19 protein-coding genes are annotated in these 18,996 nt (G+C 38.7%); 6 read left to right on the forward strand and 13 right to left on the reverse strand.

Annotation, left to right across the window (positions count from 1 at the left end; translation table 11 throughout):
- Window positions 1-307 precede the first annotated feature (307 nt).
- The 8 genes from A5844_RS12185 to dnaX all read right to left on the reverse strand — a co-directional run bounded on the left by A5844_RS12185 (window position 308) and on the right by dnaX (window position 6,244).
- A complete protein-coding gene (locus A5844_RS12185; RefSeq protein WP_086285453.1) occupies window positions 308-655 on the reverse strand; it encodes a DNA replication initiation control protein YabA in 348 nt (115 codons plus the stop codon).
- Entirely contained in the window at window positions 648-1,472 is an 825-nt protein-coding gene (locus A5844_RS12190) for a PSP1 domain-containing protein (protein WP_086285454.1), read from the reverse strand. The genes A5844_RS12185 and A5844_RS12190 overlap by 8 nt, the downstream gene beginning before the upstream one ends.
- Before the next feature lie 39 nt (window positions 1,473-1,511).
- Window positions 1,512-2,450, reverse strand: coding sequence for a DNA polymerase III subunit delta' (holB, locus tag A5844_RS12195; protein WP_086285455.1), 939 nt, complete (start codon window positions 2,448-2,450; stop codon window positions 1,512-1,514).
- Window positions 2,451-2,458: 8 nt separating this feature from the next.
- Window positions 2,459-2,788, reverse strand: a complete 330-nt coding sequence (gene darA / locus A5844_RS12200) for a cyclic di-AMP receptor DarA (RefSeq protein ID WP_086285456.1) — start codon at window positions 2,786-2,788, stop codon at window positions 2,459-2,461.
- Window positions 2,785-3,447: a dTMP kinase gene (gene tmk, locus A5844_RS12205; protein ID WP_086285457.1), complete on the reverse strand. Its 663-nt coding sequence runs from the start codon at window positions 3,445-3,447 to the stop codon at window positions 2,785-2,787. Before tmk ends, darA begins: the two co-directional genes overlap by 4 nt.
- 108 nt (window positions 3,448-3,555) lie before the next feature.
- Window positions 3,556-4,152, reverse strand: coding sequence for a recombination mediator RecR (gene recR, locus A5844_RS12210; protein WP_086285458.1), 597 nt, complete (start codon window positions 4,150-4,152; stop codon window positions 3,556-3,558).
- Between the two features lie 23 nt (window positions 4,153-4,175).
- Entirely contained in the window at window positions 4,176-4,487 is a 312-nt protein-coding gene (locus tag A5844_RS12215) for a YbaB/EbfC family nucleoid-associated protein (RefSeq protein ID WP_086285459.1), read from the reverse strand.
- Between the two features lie 23 nt (window positions 4,488-4,510).
- The gene (dnaX, locus tag A5844_RS12220; RefSeq protein ID WP_086285460.1) at window positions 4,511-6,244 is read right to left on the reverse strand and encodes a DNA polymerase III subunit gamma/tau; all 1,734 of its coding nucleotides are present in this window, start codon (window positions 6,242-6,244) and stop codon (window positions 4,511-4,513) included.
- Between the two features lie 199 nt (window positions 6,245-6,443).
- Between dnaX and A5844_RS12225 the strand changes: the two genes are divergently transcribed.
- From A5844_RS12225 to A5844_RS12245, 5 genes are all read left to right on the forward strand, one after another.
- A complete protein-coding gene (locus tag A5844_RS12225) occupies window positions 6,444-7,691 on the forward strand; it encodes an SPFH domain-containing protein (RefSeq protein ID WP_086285461.1) in 1,248 nt (415 codons plus the stop codon).
- A 22-nt stretch (window positions 7,692-7,713) separates the two neighbouring features.
- A complete protein-coding gene (locus A5844_RS12230) occupies window positions 7,714-8,904 on the forward strand; it encodes a TFIIB-type zinc ribbon-containing protein (RefSeq protein WP_086285462.1) in 1,191 nt (396 codons plus the stop codon).
- 17 nt (window positions 8,905-8,921) lie between these two features.
- A complete protein-coding gene (locus A5844_RS12235) occupies window positions 8,922-9,710 on the forward strand; it encodes a TPM domain-containing protein (RefSeq protein WP_179190603.1) in 789 nt (262 codons plus the stop codon).
- Between the two features lie 250 nt (window positions 9,711-9,960).
- On the forward strand, window positions 9,961-10,263 hold the full coding sequence (locus A5844_RS12240) for a hypothetical protein (protein WP_086285464.1): 303 nt from the start codon (window positions 9,961-9,963) through the stop codon (window positions 10,261-10,263).
- 27 nt (window positions 10,264-10,290) lie between these two features.
- Window positions 10,291-11,634: a PTS sugar transporter subunit IIC gene (locus tag A5844_RS12245; RefSeq protein ID WP_086285465.1), complete on the forward strand. Its 1,344-nt coding sequence runs from the start codon at window positions 10,291-10,293 to the stop codon at window positions 11,632-11,634.
- A gap of 389 nt (window positions 11,635-12,023) precedes the next feature.
- Here A5844_RS12245 and A5844_RS12250 read toward each other — a convergent pair whose 3' ends face one another.
- From A5844_RS12250 to pyrG, 5 genes are all read right to left on the reverse strand, one after another.
- A complete protein-coding gene (locus A5844_RS12250; RefSeq protein WP_010736059.1) occupies window positions 12,024-12,287 on the reverse strand; it encodes a type B 50S ribosomal protein L31 in 264 nt (87 codons plus the stop codon).
- 96 nt (window positions 12,288-12,383) lie between these two features.
- The gene (rho, locus tag A5844_RS12255) at window positions 12,384-13,679 is read right to left on the reverse strand and encodes a transcription termination factor Rho (protein ID WP_086285466.1); all 1,296 of its coding nucleotides are present in this window, start codon (window positions 13,677-13,679) and stop codon (window positions 12,384-12,386) included.
- Window positions 13,676-14,947, reverse strand: a complete 1,272-nt coding sequence (gene murA / locus A5844_RS12260) for a UDP-N-acetylglucosamine 1-carboxyvinyltransferase (RefSeq protein WP_086285467.1) — start codon at window positions 14,945-14,947, stop codon at window positions 13,676-13,678. Before murA ends, rho begins: the two co-directional genes overlap by 4 nt.
- 176 nt (window positions 14,948-15,123) lie before the next feature.
- Window positions 15,124-15,993: a class II fructose-bisphosphate aldolase gene (locus A5844_RS12265; RefSeq protein WP_086285468.1), complete on the reverse strand. Its 870-nt coding sequence runs from the start codon at window positions 15,991-15,993 to the stop codon at window positions 15,124-15,126.
- 278 nt (window positions 15,994-16,271) lie between these two features.
- Window positions 16,272-17,885 carry a CTP synthase gene (gene pyrG / locus A5844_RS12270; protein ID WP_086285469.1) on the reverse strand — a complete coding sequence of 538 codons (1,614 nt, stop codon included), beginning with the start codon at window positions 17,883-17,885 and terminating at the stop codon, window positions 16,272-16,274.
- A gap of 414 nt (window positions 17,886-18,299) precedes the next feature.
- Here pyrG and A5844_RS12275 point away from each other — a divergent pair, with 414 nt between their 5' ends.
- Window positions 18,300-18,605, forward strand: a complete 306-nt coding sequence (locus A5844_RS12275) for a DUF898 family protein (protein ID WP_086285470.1) — start codon at window positions 18,300-18,302, stop codon at window positions 18,603-18,605.
- Window positions 18,606-18,996 lie beyond the last annotated feature (391 nt).

Consider the following 18,996-nt stretch of genomic DNA (forward strand, 5'->3'; position numbering starts at 1 on the left):
AGGTTGTGAGAGAAGGGTACTGATCTGAGCAGTAAGGAGCAATCGAAGAAAATAGCTTTTCATATTTTTTGCGATTGTGACTTAGGGCCGAAGATCACCTTCTCGAACACCGTATGTTAGGTTATAAAAGATGGAGTTGTTCATCATCACAAGACAACAAATCAAAAATAATTCTTTCAAAAAATAAGCCGGAGAATCTCGAAAATAGGAACAGCTATTCTCTGAGTTTCCGGCTTTTTATTGAGTTTGAATACGTTGCTTCTCGTTCATTTTTATTTGAAAGAAAAAGTCTACTCACCTACTTTTTTCAGCGACCGCTTTCTCGATAAATCACTTCTAAACAGAACGCACAAGGTTCATCATTTTCACGTCTTGAACCATACAAATCATAACAAACATGAAATCCTTCTTCATAAATCTTTTCTAAATTCATGCGAGATTTTGAAAGTTCTTGTTTTGCCGCTCCAGCTGGTTCTTGTGCCACTTGGTTCAGTTCTCTCAAATGTTCCCGTAACCGTTGATTCTCCATCTCTAAAGTCGTATTTTTTTCAACGATTTCATGCAACGCATGTTTCATCTCGACTAATTCGGTCAATGTATTTCGTAGTTCTGACTCCAATTGGTTCAACCCGTCATATAATGATCTCTTATCCATTCATTTCACCTACTTCGATGGCATTTTTCAATTCGTCCCATTCATATTCCACAGGATTTTCCAGTCCTTTCAATCGAACACTTACGATTCGACTAAGCAGATTCAACCCTACAACTTTCCCTTTACCATCGGGTGTTTCAATCATTGTTCCAAAATCAGGAAGTTCTTTTTTGGCTTCTTCATATGCTTCACTTTCATATTGCAGACAGCACATCAGTCTACCACACAGACCTGATATTTTGGCAGGATTCAATGATAGTCCTTGTTCTTTTGCCATTTTGATCGATACTGGTACAAAATCACCTAGAAAAGAAGAACAGCACAATGGTCTTCCGCAAGGCCCGATGCTTCCAATCATTTTCGCTTCGTCCCGCACTCCTATTTGTTGGAGTTCGATCCTCGTGCGAAAAACAGCGGCTAGATCTTTTACTAACTCTCTAAAATCAATGCGCCCATCTGCGGTGAAACTAAAGGTTAGTTTACTTCGATCAAATGTATAGGCCGCACGAATAATTTTCATTTCTAATTGTCTTGCTTTTACTTTTTCTTTTGCAATCGTAAATGCACGTAAAGCATCATCTTGATTTTTCTTACTTATCTTAAGCTCAGCAGGAGTTACCTTGTGTAAAATTCGATTGACGGTTTCAGGTAAATCTTCCAGATCAAACTCTTTTTTAGGAACAGCAACAGTTGCAATATGTAAAGTTTGCTGAGACTCGACTAACACTTTATCATTGTAACCATACTCTGAATCCCCAGGTGTAAAATAATAGATATGACCAGCATCTCTATAACGGACACCTACTACTTCTACCATTTGCATCCTCCTTGATTACGACAAAAATAAATTGACAAATCAAAAAACCGTTTGTAAAACAAATTGCTCTGCAACAGCTTGAAAGCTTACATTGCTCTGTAATTTTTGTTCTGCCGATAAAATGCGTTCTATCGTTTGATTCAGCTGTTTTACTTTTCCATACTCCCCAGAAGCTATCGCCTGTTTTTGTGCTTCTTGATAATAATATAACAGGATTGACAGCCCAGTAAACTGCTGTTTTTTCTCTTTAAAGACCTTCGTCAATCTTTTTTGGACATAGATAAATGCTTGTGTATCTTTATTTTCTAAGTATACAAACCATTGATAAATCAAGTCCTTAGCCTCATTAAACCATTCATCTTCTGAGATTTCAACTGCTTTTCCTAAACTGTTGGTTAAGAAAGCCAAAAGATTCGCTTTTTCGGAAGAAATCTGCTTTTCTTGTAACTTATGGATCAACGCTTTTTTAGATAATTCGGAAAAATGAAGTGTTTGACATCGCGATTGAATCGTAGGTAAAATCCGACCAATGGCTTCTGTTTCTAAAATAGCTAAAAAGTCACTAGGTGGCTCTTCTAAAAATTTCAATAAGCTATTTGCAGCACTTGCATTCATTTTTTCCGCCTCTTGAATCAGGAACACTTTTTTTCTTGACTCATAGCCACTTCGACTAAATTCAGTTTGAAGACGACGGATTTGATCAACCTTGATTGTTTGGCCTTCTGGCTCGATTACTAGTACATCGGGATGTTCCTGATGTTGTATTCTTTGACAATTGTTGCAAATACCACAAGGTTGATGATCTTTTAGCTGTGTACAAAATAAATGTTGTGCCAACCAAATCCCCATCTCGTGTTTCCCTGTTCCTTTCTCGCCTTCAAAAAGATAAGCATGAGCGAGTCGCTCATGCTCAAAACTTCGTTGAAGTTGTTGATACACGAGAGGTTGCATTTGATCCAGTGTCAATTCTTGATCCATAGCTCCTCCTAAAATTGGTGGAATCCTTCAACTGGCAAGACAAACACTGTTGCTCCGCCTACTTCGACCTCTACAGGGTAAGGAACCCCACCGTCCATTGAAATATCTAATGTTACTGGTGTTGAAACAAATTGTTTTCTTGATTCACACGTTCTTTTAATCACTTCTAATGCTTCTTCTACACGATCATCTTCGATCCCAACGATAAAAGTACTGTTACCAGCCTTTAAAAAACCACCGGTTGAAGATAATTTTGTCGCACGGATATTCGCATCAATTAACTCATTGGACAAACGGTTACTATCTTTATCTTGAATAATAGCTAAAATGATTTTCATTTACGGTCACCTTCCTGGCTTTCAAAAAATTGTGGATACTGTTGAATAATGGCTTGATAACTCATTTCTAACACTTCTTGGAAACTCTTTCTTGCATCGATCTTATGAATACGTTCAGGATACTTATCCGCCAATTTGAGATAAGCATGACGGACACGTTGATGGAATTCTAATCCTTCTGAGTCTAGTCGGTCGATCTGATCTTGGCGATGGTTCTCGATCCGGCGCAACCCCGTGTCAGAGTCCACATCGAGATAAAGAGTAAAATCAGGCGTCGTCCCTTCTGTAGCAAACTCATTCAACCGAGCAATCTCAGCAATACCAATCCTACGGCCAGCTCCTTGATAAGCTAGTGAGCTATCCACAAAACGATCACATAAAACGATTTTTCCACTTGCTAGTGCCGGTAGAACTTTTTCAACCAAATGTTGCCGCCTAGCTGCTGCATATAGTAAACTTTCTGTCCGATCATCCATTCGATCATTTTTTGGATCAAGAATGATTGCACGAATCGCTTCAGCAATTGGAATGCCTCCTGGTTCTCTTGTCTGAATGATTTCTGTTTTTGCTACTTTTTTCAAAAGAGGAAACAGTTCCTTGATGATACTCGTTTTCCCAGCACCATCTGGCCCCTCAATCGTAATAAATAGTCCGTTCACAATTTTCCCCCATCTCTCATCCTGCTTCTTCATTGTAGCTGAAAAAGTTTGTTAATAAAACTGTCATGATCAACCAGCCGCTATTTTCACAGCGCTTCGGTCATCAAATTATAATTCACGTCTTCCTTCTACTGCCTTTAACAAGGTAACTTCGTCCGCATATTCGATATCTGAGCCAACGGAAAGACCATGAGCCAACCGTGTAACTTTGATTCCTGCCGGTTTTATCAGTCTGGAAAGGTACATAGCAGTAGCCTCACCTTCAGTCGTTGCATTTGTCGCAATGATCACTTCTTGTACTTGGTCATCATGCAACCGTTGCAACAAAGAAGAGATGTTGATATCTTCTGGACCGGTGCCTTCCATAGGGGAAAGTACACCATGTAGCACATGGTACAACCCGCGATATTCACGCATTTTTTCCATAGCCATCACATCTTTCGGTTCCTCTACTACTAAAATGATCCCACGATCTCTTGAAGGATCTTTACAAATATCACAAGGATCTTCTTCTGTGATGTTTCCGCAGATACTACAAAAATGCAAATCACGTTTGACACTTAACAACGATTTTGCAAATTCATTGACGATTTCATCTTTCATATCGATAGTATAAAAAGCTAATCTCGTTGCTGTCTTTTGACCGATTCCTGGAAGTCTCATATAACTATCGATCAATTTTGCAATTGGTTCTGGATATTGCATGTTCATTTCCCCTTCAGGAAAATTTAGAAAGGTAGACCCTTAGTATATTTTCCCATTGTTTTTTCAGATTCTGTATCGATTTTTTCTAATACATCATTTACCGCCATCACTACTAGATCTTGCAGCATTTCTGTATCTTCTGGATCGATGACTTGTTCATTGATTTGAATATCTTTCATTCGACGGTTTCCCGTAAATACGACCTTCACTAAATCATTCGTTGAGCTTCCTGTAAATTCTGTTTCATTGAGTTGCTCTTGTGCTTGTGCCATTTCTTTTTGCATTTTTTGTACTTGTTTCATCATACCTTGCATATTTCCCATTCCGCGCATCATCGTTATCGTTCTCCTTTTATTGTTTAATCATCCATGATAGTGACTGCTGCACCAAAAAGTTCTTCTGCTTTTGCCACTACATTTTCTTCTTGTGGCTCTTCCGGGATCAATTCGATTTCATCCGCAGAATCTTCTGGTGCAAAAGATTCTTCTGCTCCTCCATCTTTCACTTGGATCAAGAAACTTTTTCGCAATCCAGGCCAACTTTCTCTGGTAATATAGACTGGTTCGGGAGCATAGTCTTTGATCATCCTACTCATCTGATTATGGATTGCTAGTTGAAGTTCTTCATCGTTAGCTGCACGCTGACAGACGATTTCATAATCAAAAGCAATCACTAAACCTGTAGGACCGGCAGCTACCGGTTCACTTGCTTTTAGCATCGCTCGTTGAGTAACCGATAAACTAAGCAAGAGATCTTCCCATACTTCTTTGACTTCGTTCAGGTGTTTTCTGGTCGCTGAATTTAATACGTTATACACACGTTCTGTCGGTACACGATACGTACTTGGTTGTTTCTTCTGTATCGGCGTTGTCGGTGTCGGCTGATTTCCGTTCACTTTTACCGTACCATTTTTGATTTCTGCTATTTCTTTTTTTAGTTCTTTCAATTCTTTTTGTAGTTGACTGATTTGTTGTAAATCTGTTTCGTTCACAGCTTGGATAGCTGGAGAACTCGCAGATTGAGCCAATTTGACCGTGGCAACTTCCAAATAAATCGTTGCACTATTGGTGAAGCGGACATCATTTTGCGTATCACTCAACACTTGGATCATTTGGAATAATTTCTCAGCGGAAACTTCATTCGCAAGGGTCACAAATTCCTCCGTCTTCATACTCGAAGTTTCTTCAACCAATTTAGGTGCTTGCTGATACATCAGCAAATCACGGCAATAAGCTAGAAGATCTTCTAAAAAACGGCGTGATTCTTTGCCAGCCGCTAAAATCTTATTCAATTCTTCCAGTGCTTGAGGTATCTCTTTTCTGACACAAGCCCCCAAGTAGGCATCCATCATTTCATTCGTTAAACTACCAGTCACTTGCATAGCATCATCAAGCGTGATTTCACCGTTACTAAATGAAATGGCTTGGTCAAGAATACTCAACGCATCACGCATCCCACCTTCTGCAGCTCGTGCAATGACTTGGATCGCCGGAACTTCGTAAGGTGTCTGAGTTTGATTTAAAATAAATTCAAGATGTTCCGTAATATCAGCTGCGTTGATTCGTTTGAAATCAAAACGTTGAGTACGAGAAATGATTGTCGCAGGGATTTTATGTGGCTCAGTCGTTGCTAAAATAAAAATAACACTTTCTTTAGGTTCTTCTAATGTCTTCAACAACGCATTGAAAGCTCCTGTCGAAAGCATATGGACTTCATCAATGATGTAGATTTTATAAGCGGCTTTCGTTGGTGCGTAGTTCGCTCTATCTCTGATAAATCGGATCTCTTCTACTCCGTTATTGCTTGCTGCATCAATTTCTATCACATCTTCTTGTGTGCCTGCAGTAATCGACTGGCACATTTCACAATGATTACAAGGTTCACCATCTTTGCTGTTTGGGCAATTGATCGCCTTGGCAAAAATTTTTGCCGCACTTGTTTTCCCTGTTCCTCTTGGGCCAGTAAACAAATAAGCATGGGAGGTTTTGTGGGAAACGATCGCATTTTTCAAAGTCTGTGTCACCGCTTTTTGTCCAACGATGTCTTCAAAACGTTGTGAACGCCAGACACGATAAAGTGCTTGATATGCCATAAGGATCCCCCTTCTATTGAAAAAATTCACTATCTTTTATTATACGTGATTTACTGAAAAAAAACTACTATCCTTTGTTGCTTTTTTTGTAGGAAAGTCTCCTTATACATCTTTCGACTGAGAGCATTTTCATTCTCCTATGGTATAATAAAAACAGCTACGCAAGTAAAGAAATACTTGATTAAGGGAGGAAGTTTTTATGGGTCTTATTAAAGCAGCAACAAGTATGATCGGTGGCGGATTGGCGGATCAATGGATCGAGGTCATTGAGCCTGATGATATGAGTAATACAACGGTCATGACTAAAGGGGTCAAAGTACGAAAAGATGATAAACGTGGCTCTAATCGTAAAGGAACAGAAGATGTATTGACAGACGGTACAGTGGTACATGTCTATCCAAATATGATGATGCTTTTAGTCGATGGTGGAAAGATCATCGATTACACTGCAGAAGAAGGCTACTACACCATCAAAAACGATGCGGCTCCTTCAATGTTCAATGGTTCCTTGAAGGATGCAATTTCTGAAACTTTCGATCGTTTCAAATTTGGTGGGGTAACACCACAAAAACAACAAGTTTTCTATATCAATTTACAAGAAATCAAAGGGATCAAGTTTGGAACGAGTGCGCCATTGAATTATTTTGATAATTTTTATAACGCTGAATTGTTCCTGCGTGCGCATGGCACCTACTCGATCCATATTACGGATCCAATTTTATTTTATACAAATGCGATTCCTAAAAACAAAACACAAGTGGAAATTTCAGATATCAATGAACAATACTTAGCTGAGTTTCTGACTGCTTTGCAATCAGCTATCAACCAAATGTCTGCTGATGGACAACGCATTTCTTATGTGCCTTCAAAAAGTTTAGAATTAAGTAAATATATGGGTTCTGCTTTAGATGATTCTTGGCGTGAACTACGAGGCATGGAGATTGTTTCCGTCGCAGTTGCCAGCATTTCTTACACAGATGATTCTGTCAAACTGATCAATATGCGCAATGAAGGCGCAATGCTAGGTGATCCAAGTGTCCGCGAAGGGTATGTCCAAGGTTCCATTGCTCGTGGGATGGAAGCAGCTGGAAAAAATGATGCAGGCGCAATGACTGGTTTTATGGGTATGGGCATGGGGATGAATGCGAATGGTTCCTACCTTTCACAAGCCTCACAGAATAATCAAGAACAAATCAATCAGCAAAAAGAAAAACAAAACCAACAAGCTGCTCAAGGTAGCAGTGATACTTGGACCTGTCCTGTCTGCAAAACCGAAAATACTGGCAAATTCTGTTCAAACTGCGGTGCGGCAAAACCTGTAGCAGATAGTCAACCAAAACTAGCAATGAAATGTAGCGAATGTAATGAAATCGTAGACCTTTCAAATGGAATTCCTAAATTTTGTCCAAATTGTGGAAAACCTTTCAAAGGCCTCCCACTTGATTAAGTCTTAGAAAGGGGTGGCATCAATGGATGTCCTTACACATAAATGCCCCAATTGCGGTGGGCCGTTAACATTTGATCCAAAAGACCAAAAATTTCATTGCGAATACTGTCTAAATGTCTACACAGAATCCGAAGTCAGTCAGTACGAAGAAGAACAAAAAGCAGCCCGTCATGTGGATGAAACGAAAGAAGAAACTGTTCCAAAAGATGACTTTACTTTTACTGCAGAAGAACAATTAGATCAAATGAACGAAACTGAACGGCAAGCACTTGAAGACGCTGGCGGGTTTACGAAAGAATCAAAAGAATCAACACAAGCAGTCGATCAAGAAACAACGATGGATTTGTTCTTATGTCCCAGCTGTGGTGCCGAGATCGTAACGGATGCAACAACTGCGGCAACTTATTGTTATTACTGTCATAATCCAGTCGTGTTATCAGGTCGTTTGAGCGGTGATTTTTTACCAAACAAAGTCTTACCTTTTGCCGTTGAAAAAGAAGAAGCCATCAATCAATTTCTGGCATGGACAAAGAAAAAATGGTTTGTTCCCAAAGCATTTTTCAATAAAGACCAAATCGATAAATTGACTGGTGTTTATTTTCCTTACTGGTCAACCGATGCCAATATAGATGGTTCACTTCAAGCCAATGGGACAGTAATCAGAATCTGGCGTGTCGGTGACATCGAATATACAGAAACGAAGCAATATGCGATCCATCGAGAAGGCAAACTTTCTTTTAAAGAATTAGTAAAAAACGCCTTGTCTAAAAATACCCAACAAAAAATGGTGGAAGCAGTCCAGCCTTTCCCACTCTCAAAGGCAATTGAATTTAAAAGCCAATATCTTGCTGGGTTTCAGGCAGAAAAACGGGATATTGAATATCAAGCGATTCAATCAGATGTTGCCCAAGAACTTAACGATTATTCTGAAAAACTATTAAGAGATACAGCAAATGGCTATACGAGTTTGACCGGTGTCCAAACATCAGCAACAATCACTGAGGAAAAAAATGAATATGTCCTTTTGCCTGTCTGGTTGGTTACTTACCGCAGTAATGACTCCGATAAAAAAGTCTATTACTATGCTATGAATGGGCAAACTGGGAAAGTCAGTGGGGTATTGCCGATCAGTCATAAAAAACTGGCATTGACTTCTTTTGGACTATTTGCCCTCTTAGCAATCCTCTTTATGATTGGAGGATATTTGATATGATCACGATAAAACGTAGTATGTATTTTATCTTTTTGTTATTCTTTGCTTTTCTTTGGTCATCTCCTGTTCAAGCAGCGACACCAACAGTCAACGATGAAGCTGGTTTATTCACACCAGACCAAATCCAAACGCTGGATCAACAAGCGCAGACTATCAATGAGAAAATCAAAGGACAAGTGTTTATCGTAACTACTACATCTAATTCCCAAGAGCCAAGAGAATTTGCAGATAACTACCTAAGAGATGCTATTGGGAACGACCAAAATGGTTCTGTTTTACTTTTAGACATGGGACAAAGAGAAATCTATATCTCTACTTCAGGGAATATGATCGACTATCTGACAGATAGTAGGATCGATTCGACATTAGATGATATCTATGATCAAATGACCAATGCAAATTACTTTGCAGCAGCACAAGCTTATTTATCAAAAACTTCTACTTACGTAGATGAAGGCGTTCCTGGCGGTCACTATCGTGTGGATGAAGAGACTGGAAAAATCACTCGATACAAGATACTTACACCCGTCGAGATGGTGATTGCACTTGTATTGGCAGCTATTTTAGGTATTGCCTTCTATATGGTAACAGTTTCTCGCTATCAACTGAAATCCGGCACCTATAAATACCCATTCCGAGAAAAATCTTCAGTTAAATTGACTGATCGAACGGATCGACTTACCAATTCTTTCGTGACGACACGACGCATCCCGAGAAATCCACCGCCAGGAAGCGGCGGCGGTGGTGGAAGCACGACCCATTCGAGTGGCGGCGGCACGTTTGGCGGTGGCGGCCGAAGCTTTTAAGCTAAATATTTCTTCTATTATATAAAAAGACTAGGTAAAGAAAGTTGTTCACGCAACTTCTTTATCTAGTTTTTTTGATGTCAGCCATTACAAAAATTGTTCGTTCAAATACCATCGGAACGCTCTCATTCAGTTAACCCTCTACTTTTTAGAAATAAAATTCCTTAAAATTTACAAAAGTATTGATTTTTAATTTCACAACGGTATACTTATTTTGTGAAAGCGTTTAAAAATGAAAGGAGGAACAACAATGGACAACAAACAAACTTCACCTGTGGTTACCTTTGGCTTTAAAACATCTATTTTTGTCCTTATTGCTTGCTTAATTGGTGGGATCATCATTCCGTATTGCTTCTACTTGTTACATTGGGATGTGCGTCTCGGTATCTTTTTCTTTTTGCCATTATGTTTAGCTACAGTCATTACCGGAAATCACTATTTTATCTCTAGCACCAAAGGCTTTACCAAAGGATGTATCCTTACTTTTTTTCTTGCGTTAGGTATTCTCATGTTCGTTGCGTATCTTTGGCTTTATAAAGGAATTATTTTTTAAAATCTAACAACAACAAGGGGTGTCACAATGTTAACAAAATTTACTGAATTTATCGAACGTCATTTGGCTGGTCCAATGGCAAAAATCGCTAATCAGCGCCATTTACGAGCGATTCGAGACGGAATCATCGCCACTTTACCACTGATCATCGTTGGCTCATTCTTCTTGATCATTGCTTTTCCACCGTTACCACCTAGTTGGGGAATCTATCAGTTCTTATCGGAAAATGCTGCAACTATCCTCTTACCTTATCGTATGACCATGTACATCATGTCCTTGTATGCGACCTTTGGTATTGGTGCTAGTCTAGCTAAGACTTATAAATTAGACGTGGTATCTGGTGGATTACTAGCTACCATTGCTTTCTTACTTACTTTTATCCCTGTCAATATTCCTCTTGAAGCTGCAGAGGCCGCAGGAACTTCTGGCTTTGTTCTGCCTATGGCCAATCTTGGAGGCGGTGGGATGTTCGTGGGAATCATCACTTCAATCTTCGCTGTCGAAGTCTATCGCTTTACAGATCGCTCTAAATTTAAAATCACAATGCCAGAACAAGTTCCACCTGCTGTTGCTCGTTCCTTTGAAGCATTGACTCCTACTCTAATCGTTATTTTAGTCATGGCTTCCATCAGCTATTACATTGGGTTTGACTGGCACTCCGCAGTATCGAAAATCGTTAGTCCTTTAATCAGTGCCACTGATACTTTACCAAGTGTCTTGTTATTGATTTTTATGATTACTTTCTTCTGGTCATTCGGGATTCACGGAGTCTCCATCATCGGCTCATTAGCACGTCCTTTGTGGTTACAGATTCTAGAATCCAATACTACTGCTGCAGCTGCAGGTGAGGCATTACCGAATATTGCTGCTGAACCTTTCTATCAATGGTTTGTTTGGATTGGTGGCTCGGGCTGTACGATTGGTTTAGCTATCTTATTAGCCTTTACAGCCAAATCAAAATATGCTTCTAAATTAGGAAAAGCAATCATTACACCTTCGATTTTTAATATTAATGAACCAGTTATCTTTGGTGTTCCTATCGTATTGAATCCTACATTGATCATTCCCTTTATCTTTACACCAATGGTTTGTGCAACGATTGCATGGTTTGCTACAAAACTCGGTCTAGTAAGTGCAGTCACAATCACTGCTCCTTGGACATTACCTGGGCCAATTGGGGCATACCTTGCAACAGGCGGTGACTGGCGTGCTGCTGTTTTAAATATGATCCTTATTGTTTTATCAGTCGTGATGTACTATCCATTCGCCAAAATCTATGATAAAAATGAATTAGCTAAAGAATATGCGTTAGAAAAAGAAAAACTTACAGTTGAAGAAACAGAACCAAATTTCCAATCAGAGACAATCTAACCATACTTCTTACAACTATAGAACTTTTTATTTTAAAATTAGAGCGTGAAACAAAAGTATTATTTACTCTTGTTTCACGCTCTAAATACGTATAAACGGCGGAATCAGAAGCAATACCTTCGATAATAAACCGAAATTCACAAAAATTTGAAAAGCAATTTTTGTGAATTCCTTCTTATTTTCTCGGAGTTAACCATTTATGTCCCAGCCTCTAATTGTTTCTCTTTAGAATAATCAGTAATATATATGTACAAACCCAACTATTTTTATTAGTAGTTATAGTTGATTCACCAAATTTTCTTTTCTATATTTTCACTCCATAAAAATGACAAAAAAACAGACTACACTTAACATGTAGTCTGCCAACCATTGAATACTCAATGTTTTGATTATTCTGCAGCGTTTTCGTCTTTGAGACCGTATTTTTTGTTGAAACGGTCCACACGTCCGTCTGCTTGTGTGAATTTTTGACGTCCAGTATAGAATGGATGTGAGTCAGAAGTTACTTCGACACGGATGACTGGGTATGTATTACCGTCTTCCCATTCAACTGTTTCTTGTGAAGTTTTTGTTGAACCTGACAAGAATTTAAAACCAGTTGTAGAATCCAAAAATACTACTGGATGGTAATCTGGATGGATATTTTCTTTCATGATATTCGCTCCTTTGCCCTGCTTCATTTGCTGAACCAGAGTTGATTTGTCGATTTACAACAGTAACATCTTACCATGTTTCGTGCAAGGTTGCAATTATCTTTTTAGATTTCTTACAGGATTCTTTTTCCCAAAAGAGACATCTTGAAATTCTTTAAAAAATTGTTCGTTATTTTTAGTTTTTTTCAAGAAACGAATCAATTGTTCCGTATATTCTAGTGAATCCCCCAACATGCCCTTACGCAATTTCCAAATTTCTTCTAACTGCTCGTTGTCCATTAATAGTTCTTCTTTACGTGTACCAGATTTTTTAATATCGATCGCTGGGAAAATACGACGTTCAGATAGTTCACGTGACAATTGCAATTCCAAGTTCCCTGTTCCTTTAAACTCTTCATAGATCACATCATCCATGCGACTGCCCGTATCTACTAGAGCGGTTGCTAAGATCGTCAAGCTGCCGCCTTCTTCGATATTTCTAGCCGCACCAAAGAATTTTTTGGGTCTGTATAGAGCAGCCGGATCGATCCCTCCACTCAAGGTACGACCACTCGGCGGTACCACTAAGTTATAGGCTCGAGCTAACCGAGTAATACTATCCATCAAGATCACGACATCTCGTTTATCTTCCACTAGACGCATGGCACGCTCCAACACTAATTCAGAAACTCTTGTATGGTTTTGTGGTTGCAGATCAAAGGTAGAGGAAACAACATCACCTTTGACACTTCGTTCAAGATCAGTTACTTCCTCAGGGCGTTCATCAATCAATAAGACGATCAATTCTACTTCCGGATGATTTTCAGTGATCCCATTCGCTATTTCTTTTAATACAGATGTCTTACCCGCTTTTGGCGGTGCAACAATCAAACCACGTTGACCAAAACCAACAGGAGAAAAAATATCGATCATTCTCGTAGATAAACGTTGTGCGGTTGTTTCTAAGCGAAGTTGCTTTTGTGGGTAAAGAGGAGTGAGCGCAGGAAAGTGAGGACGCTCTTTGGCCTCTTCTGGGTCTTTTCCGTTCACACTTTCCACATGCATTAACCCATAATAACGTTCTGATTCTTTAGGAGGTCTCGCTTTTCCAGCTACCTTGTCGCCATTTCTCAAGCTAAAGCGACGTATCTGGGAAGCAGAGATATAGATATCTTCCACACTTGGACCATAGTTGATTGGACGTAAGAAACCATATCCATCTTGCCCTACGATATCTAGTATTCCCTCCATGTAGTAAAATCCTTGCTTTTCAGCTTGTGCCCGAATGACCGCTAAAGATAATTCCTTTTTATTCATTTTGCTATAATAAGGAATTTTAAAATCTTTCGCGTAATTGTACACTTCTTTTAACGTTTTATTTTCTAGTTCAGCCATTGTTAAATAGTCACTCATTCGGCTTCCACTTCCTCCACCATTTTAATTCTTGCGCCAATTGCTGTTAATTTTTCGATAATATGATCATATCCACGCAATATATAATCCACATTGTAAATCGTTGTTGTCCCTTCTGCGATCAATCCAGCGATCACTAAACAAGCACCTGCACGAAGATCTGAGGCAACGACTTCAGCTCCATGGAGTTTATTGGGACCATTTAAAATGATCATATTTCCTTCAACAGAAATATCTGCACCCATCCGTGCTAATTCGGGTACATGATTGACTCGTTTTGAATAAATGGTATCAGTGATCTCAGCTGTCCCTTGAGTCATCAAAAGAAGCGGAGTTAAAGGTTGTTGCAGATCCGTAGCAAATCCAGGATAAGGATAAGTCATCAAATTAGCTGCTTTCAAATTCGTTGAAGGATAGACCTCAATCTCGTCTTCACTAATTTTCATATTCACACCGATTTCTTGAAGTTTCGCAATAAAACTTTCAAGGTGTTCATAGATAACATTCTTTACTTTCACTCCATTTCCCGCAGCAGCTGCCAATGCTAAATAAGTACCAGCTTCGATACGATCAGGGATCATAAAGTGACGGCAGCCATGCAATTGATCGACTCCTTCGATTCGAATCACATCTGTTCCAGCACCACGTATATTGGCTCCCATATTGTTTAGTAAAGTAGCCACATCGATAATCTCAGGTTCACGAGCGGCATTTTCGATCACAGTCTGCCCTTTTGCTTTAACTGCAGCTAACATAATATTGATCGTTGCTCCAACAGAAATAACATCCATAAAGACCCGGTTACCGTGAAGTGTTTGATCTTCTGTACGCAGATACATTGCACCATGCTCGTTAGTTACTTTTGCTCCTAGCGCTTCAAATCCTTTGACATGCAGATCAATCGGACGTGGTCCTAAGTAGCATCCTCCAGGAAGTCCTACGACTGCTTCCCCAAATTTTCCTAATAAAGTACCCATGAAATAGTATGACGCACGCAAGCTATTAATCTTTCCACTTGGCATAGGTACAGAAACGACACCACGAGGATCGATTTCCAATACATTATTTGAGAAACGGACGTTAGCGCCCATGATTTCTAGAATTTCGATTAACGAATGAACATCCTGAATGTCAGGTACACCTTCCAAGATAACCGGAGAATCTGCTAAAATCGCGGCTGGTATTAAAGCAACTGCACTATTTTTAGCGCCACTGATCATTACTTCTCCAGACAATGGGCGATTTCCTTCGATTACAATTTTTTTCATTTGTTCCCCACCTTGTTTACTCATCAAATTTAGTACATATGCCTGTATTTTATCATAGATGAAACGAAGAAACGAGTATCGTTCCTTTTATTTGCGCAAAAAAAGAACAACCAATCCAAAATGGAAAGATTGTTCTCTTCACTCATCATCTGCTACTGCTTATTTTCTAGTAGAAATTAAGCTTTGTTTGCAGAACCGAACCAGTCAATATGAGCTTCAGCATCTTTGATGATTGCTGCTTTACCTGGAGCTAATAATTTACGAGGGTCAAATCCTTTACCTTCGCGGTCTTTACCAGCTTCAATGTACTCACGAGTAGCTGCTGCAAATGATAATTGGAATTCAGTATTCACATTTACTTTTGAGATACCCATTGAGATTGCTTTTTCGATTTGGTCTTGAGGAATACCTGATCCGCCATGTAATACTAAAGGCACATCTGAACCTACAGCATCAGCAATTGCTTGCAAATGATCAAATGCTAAACCAGCCCAGTTTTCTGGGTATTGGCCGTGGATGTTACCAATTCCACAAGCTAGGTAGTCAATACCTGTAGCAACCATTTGTTTACATTCTTCGATGTCAGCTAATTCACCGTTACCGATGATTCCGTCTTCTTCCCCGCCGATTGAACCAACTTCACATTCAACAGAGATTCCTTTAGCATGAGCTCTTTCAACAACATCTCTAGCTAATTTCAAGTTTTCTTCGAATGGTAAATGAGAACCATCGAACATAACTGATGTATAGCCAACTTCGATACATTCTAAAGCAGCTTCATAGTCACCATGGTCTAAGTGGATTGCCACTGGAACAGTGATGTTCATTGCTTCAACTAAATCAGTGATCAAGTCTTTACATACTTTGTAACCACCCATATATTTAGCTGCACCCATTGAAGTTTGGATAAGTACTGGTGCTTGTTTTGCTTCAGCTGCTTCTAGGATTGCTTGTGTCCATTCTAAGTTGTTTGTGTTGAACCCGCCGACAGCATAACCGCCTTTACGAGCAGCTTGTAAAAATTCAGCTCCTGATACTACTGGCATAATAAATTCCTCCTAAATTTTGTAAAACTAAATTTGTTAAGACAATCCTTAACCAACGATCCTATTTTACCAAACATTTCAGTAGTTTTCTACTAAAATCAATAAAAATGAAAATTTTCAAGGTATTTGTTTCAAAAAATAAATTCAAATTAACAAAAGAATCGGTTAAAAAGTTAATATTATCTCATTAATAATTTAATTAATAACATCACAAATGTTTTGGGATTATTTCATTCTAAGAATAAATCCCTACAAGACACCGTCATTTCAGACTTTAACTATTCCTTTGTTTCACGTTCAGTGAGTGCTTTACCGACAAATGCTTTGATCAATTTTTGCGGACGGTTTGGACGTGAGATCAACTCTGGGTGGAATTGACAACCAACAAAGAATTTTTTATCGGTCAATTCCACAATTTCAACTAATCGATTATCTGGAGAAACGCCAGAAAAGACTAAACCATGTTGCTCAAATAATTGACGGTATTTGTTATTGAATTCGTAACGATGACGATGGCGTTCTTGAACGACTTCTGCTCCTTCATAAGCATCTGCTGTAGTTGTTCCTTTTTTGATCTTACATGGATATAAGCCTAATCGCAAAGTCCCACCTAGATTTTCAATATTTTCTTGATCTGCCATCAAATCAATAATATTGTTCGTAGTTTCTGGAATTGTTTCAGCAGAAGCTGCATCTTCTAGACCAACGACGTTTCGAGCAAACTCTACACAAGCCATTTGCATTCCTAGACAAATCCCTAAAAATGGCACATCATTTTCCCGAGCATATCGAATAGCTTCAATTTTCCCTTCCACTCCTCGATCACCAAAACCACCTGGAACTAAAATACCATCTGCATCTTGCAATCGTTCAACTACATTTTCGTGTGTTAGCTCATGTGCTTTGATCCAATCAAGTTCGATTTCTGCATCGTAAGCAAAGCCTGAGTGTTTTAATGCTTCAACAACCGAAATATAAGCATCTGGTAATTCCACATATTTCCCAACTAAAGCAATACGAACTTTTTTCTTTAAGTTCAACACACGATTTTCTAGTTCTTTCCATTCTGTCATATCTGCTTCTGGTGTTGATAGTTTTAAATGTTCACAAACGATTCGATCCATACCTTGCTTTTGCAATAGTAATGGAATGGAATAAAGTGTATCCACATCTGGTGATTCAATCACTGCTTCAGGTTCCACATCACAAAATTGCGCCAATTTATTTTTCACATCTTGAGAAACAGGCTGTTCTGTACGAACCACTAAGATATTGGGTTGGATCCCTAATCCTCTCAATTCTTTCACACTGTGTTGTGTCGGTTTTGTTTTCATCTCACCTGCTGCTTTTAAATAAGGAATCAATGTCGTGTGGATATACATCACATTATCTGAACCAACATCTGCTTTCATCTGACGTAGTGCTTCTAAGAAAGGCAATGATTCAATATCACCAACTGTTCCGCCAACTTCTGTAATAATGATATCAGAATCCGTCATTTTTGCTGCACGCATGATTTTTTCTTTGATTTCGTTAGTAATGTGAGGAATCACTTGGACTGTTGCTCCTAGATACTCCCCTTTACGTTCTTTCCGTAATACTTCCGAATAAATTTTTCCTGTCGTAACATTGGAGTATTTGTTCAAATTGATGTCAATAAAACGCTCATAATGGCCTAAGTCCAAATCTGTTTCAGCACCATCATCAGTTACGAAGACTTCCCCATGTTGGTAAGGACTCATCGTTCCTGGGTCTACGTTGATGTATGGATCAAATTTTTGGATGGTTACTTTCAACCCACGATTTTTTAACAAACGACCTAAAGATGCTGCAACAATTCCTTTACCAATAGATGAAACAACGCCGCCTGTCACAAAAATGTATTTTGTCATAAATTCAAAAACTCCTTCTTGTATTATCTGCAGGAAAAGTCTCAGAAAATAAATAAAGCTCCCTATTCTCTTTAAGAATAGGGAGCTGAAATTTCTGTGAACTTCTGACCCTTTAAAAGGGTGCCCAAGGTGTATATTACAAGCAATCTAAAAGAAAGTCAAGTACTGAAATCCTCGCCATAAACTACTCATGAATCAACGGATATTTCTCTTTATATTACTAAATAAGTTCACAAATAAATAACAACAAATAGATTTAATCTTTTCAAGCTATCACTAGCAACCAGCACTCTTTTGCGCTCAAGAAAAAGCTGCTACATGAAATATCAAGTAAATTTAGGCAATTCAATTAAGGTATGTTACCATAAAAAAAGGGAAAATCATAAAAAATAATTATTGAAAAGAGGAATAAATATGAGGGAATCTTACTTTGATGGTGGATTGGTCACGTATATTGGGACATCGATTTTAGCAACACTTATCACAATTCTTACATTAGGTATTTGTGCACCTTGGGGAATCTGCTTATTGTATAACTGGCGAATTAAGCACACAGTCATTAACGGACATAGACTGTACTTCGATGGAACAGCTATGCAATTATTCGGTAACTGGCTTAAATGGCTACTATTAACCGTTATAACACTAGGGATCTATGGTTTCTGGGTGAGTATCAAATTAGAACAATGGCGCGTAAAACATACCCATGTAGTAAGATAGTGGTTACTTCCTTACATACATAAAGAAGATAAAGATGTTTCAAGTGCATTTCACCTTTGTAAAATCAAAAGAAGCTAGTCTTCACGAATCTATTAGACTATTTAAAAATAAGTGGTAGGATCCAAAAACAAACAAAGTTATATTGGGATCTTGCCACTTATTTCTTTAAATACAACCTAATTACTTTTATATTCCTTCAATAGATCATACGTTATTTTCTTAGTATTCAAAAAGTTCCAACACCCTTGTTACACACGGTGTTCCACCTGCTGATCCTCATTACTAAGACAGGAAATCGCAAAATATGGAAAACTATTTTACGATTCCTCTGTCTACTCTCAGACCTTCTACCAACCTTAGCTTTTTCAGCCCAGATAGACGGTGTTCCACC

Origin of the sequence: Candidatus Enterococcus wittei (genome assembly GCF_002140175.1) — a bacterium.
GTDB lineage: Bacteria > Bacillota > Bacilli > Lactobacillales > Enterococcaceae > Enterococcus_B > Enterococcus_B wittei.

Excerpts from the sequence above, each read along its gene's own strand:
- A5844_RS12185 (WP_086285453.1), bottom strand. The coding sequence starts at position 655 with ATGGATAAGAGATCATTATATGACGGGTTGAACCAATTGGAGTCAGAA.
- A5844_RS12190 (WP_086285454.1), bottom strand. The coding sequence starts at position 1,472 with ATGGTAGAAGTAGTAGGTGTCCGTTATAGAGATGCTGGTCATATCTAT.
- holB (WP_086285455.1), bottom strand. The coding sequence starts at position 2,450 with ATGGATCAAGAATTGACACTGGATCAAATGCAACCTCTCGTGTATCAA.
- darA (WP_086285456.1), bottom strand. The coding sequence starts at position 2,788 with ATGAAAATCATTTTAGCTATTATTCAAGATAAAGATAGTAACCGTTTG.
- recR (WP_086285458.1), bottom strand. The coding sequence starts at position 4,152 with ATGCAATATCCAGAACCAATTGCAAAATTGATCGATAGTTATATGAGA.
- A5844_RS12215 (WP_086285459.1), bottom strand. The coding sequence starts at position 4,487 with ATGATGCGCGGAATGGGAAATATGCAAGGTATGATGAAACAAGTACAA.
- dnaX (WP_086285460.1), bottom strand. The coding sequence starts at position 6,244 with ATGGCATATCAAGCACTTTATCGTGTCTGGCGTTCACAACGTTTTGAA.
- A5844_RS12225 (WP_086285461.1), top strand. The coding sequence starts at position 6,444 with ATGGGTCTTATTAAAGCAGCAACAAGTATGATCGGTGGCGGATTGGCG.
- A5844_RS12230 (WP_086285462.1), top strand. The coding sequence starts at position 7,714 with ATGGATGTCCTTACACATAAATGCCCCAATTGCGGTGGGCCGTTAACA.
- A5844_RS12235 (WP_179190603.1), top strand. The coding sequence starts at position 8,922 with ATGTATTTTATCTTTTTGTTATTCTTTGCTTTTCTTTGGTCATCTCCT.
- A5844_RS12240 (WP_086285464.1), top strand. The coding sequence starts at position 9,961 with ATGGACAACAAACAAACTTCACCTGTGGTTACCTTTGGCTTTAAAACA.
- A5844_RS12245 (WP_086285465.1), top strand. The coding sequence starts at position 10,291 with ATGTTAACAAAATTTACTGAATTTATCGAACGTCATTTGGCTGGTCCA.
- A5844_RS12250 (WP_010736059.1), bottom strand. The coding sequence starts at position 12,287 with ATGAAAGAAAATATCCATCCAGATTACCATCCAGTAGTATTTTTGGAT.
- rho (WP_086285466.1), bottom strand. The coding sequence starts at position 13,679 with ATGAGTGACTATTTAACAATGGCTGAACTAGAAAATAAAACGTTAAAA.
- murA (WP_086285467.1), bottom strand. The coding sequence starts at position 14,947 with ATGAAAAAAATTGTAATCGAAGGAAATCGCCCATTGTCTGGAGAAGTA.
- A5844_RS12265 (WP_086285468.1), bottom strand. The coding sequence starts at position 15,993 with ATGCCAGTAGTATCAGGAGCTGAATTTTTACAAGCTGCTCGTAAAGGC.
- pyrG (WP_086285469.1), bottom strand. The coding sequence starts at position 17,885 with ATGACAAAATACATTTTTGTGACAGGCGGCGTTGTTTCATCTATTGGT.
- A5844_RS12275 (WP_086285470.1), top strand. The coding sequence starts at position 18,300 with ATGAGGGAATCTTACTTTGATGGTGGATTGGTCACGTATATTGGGACA.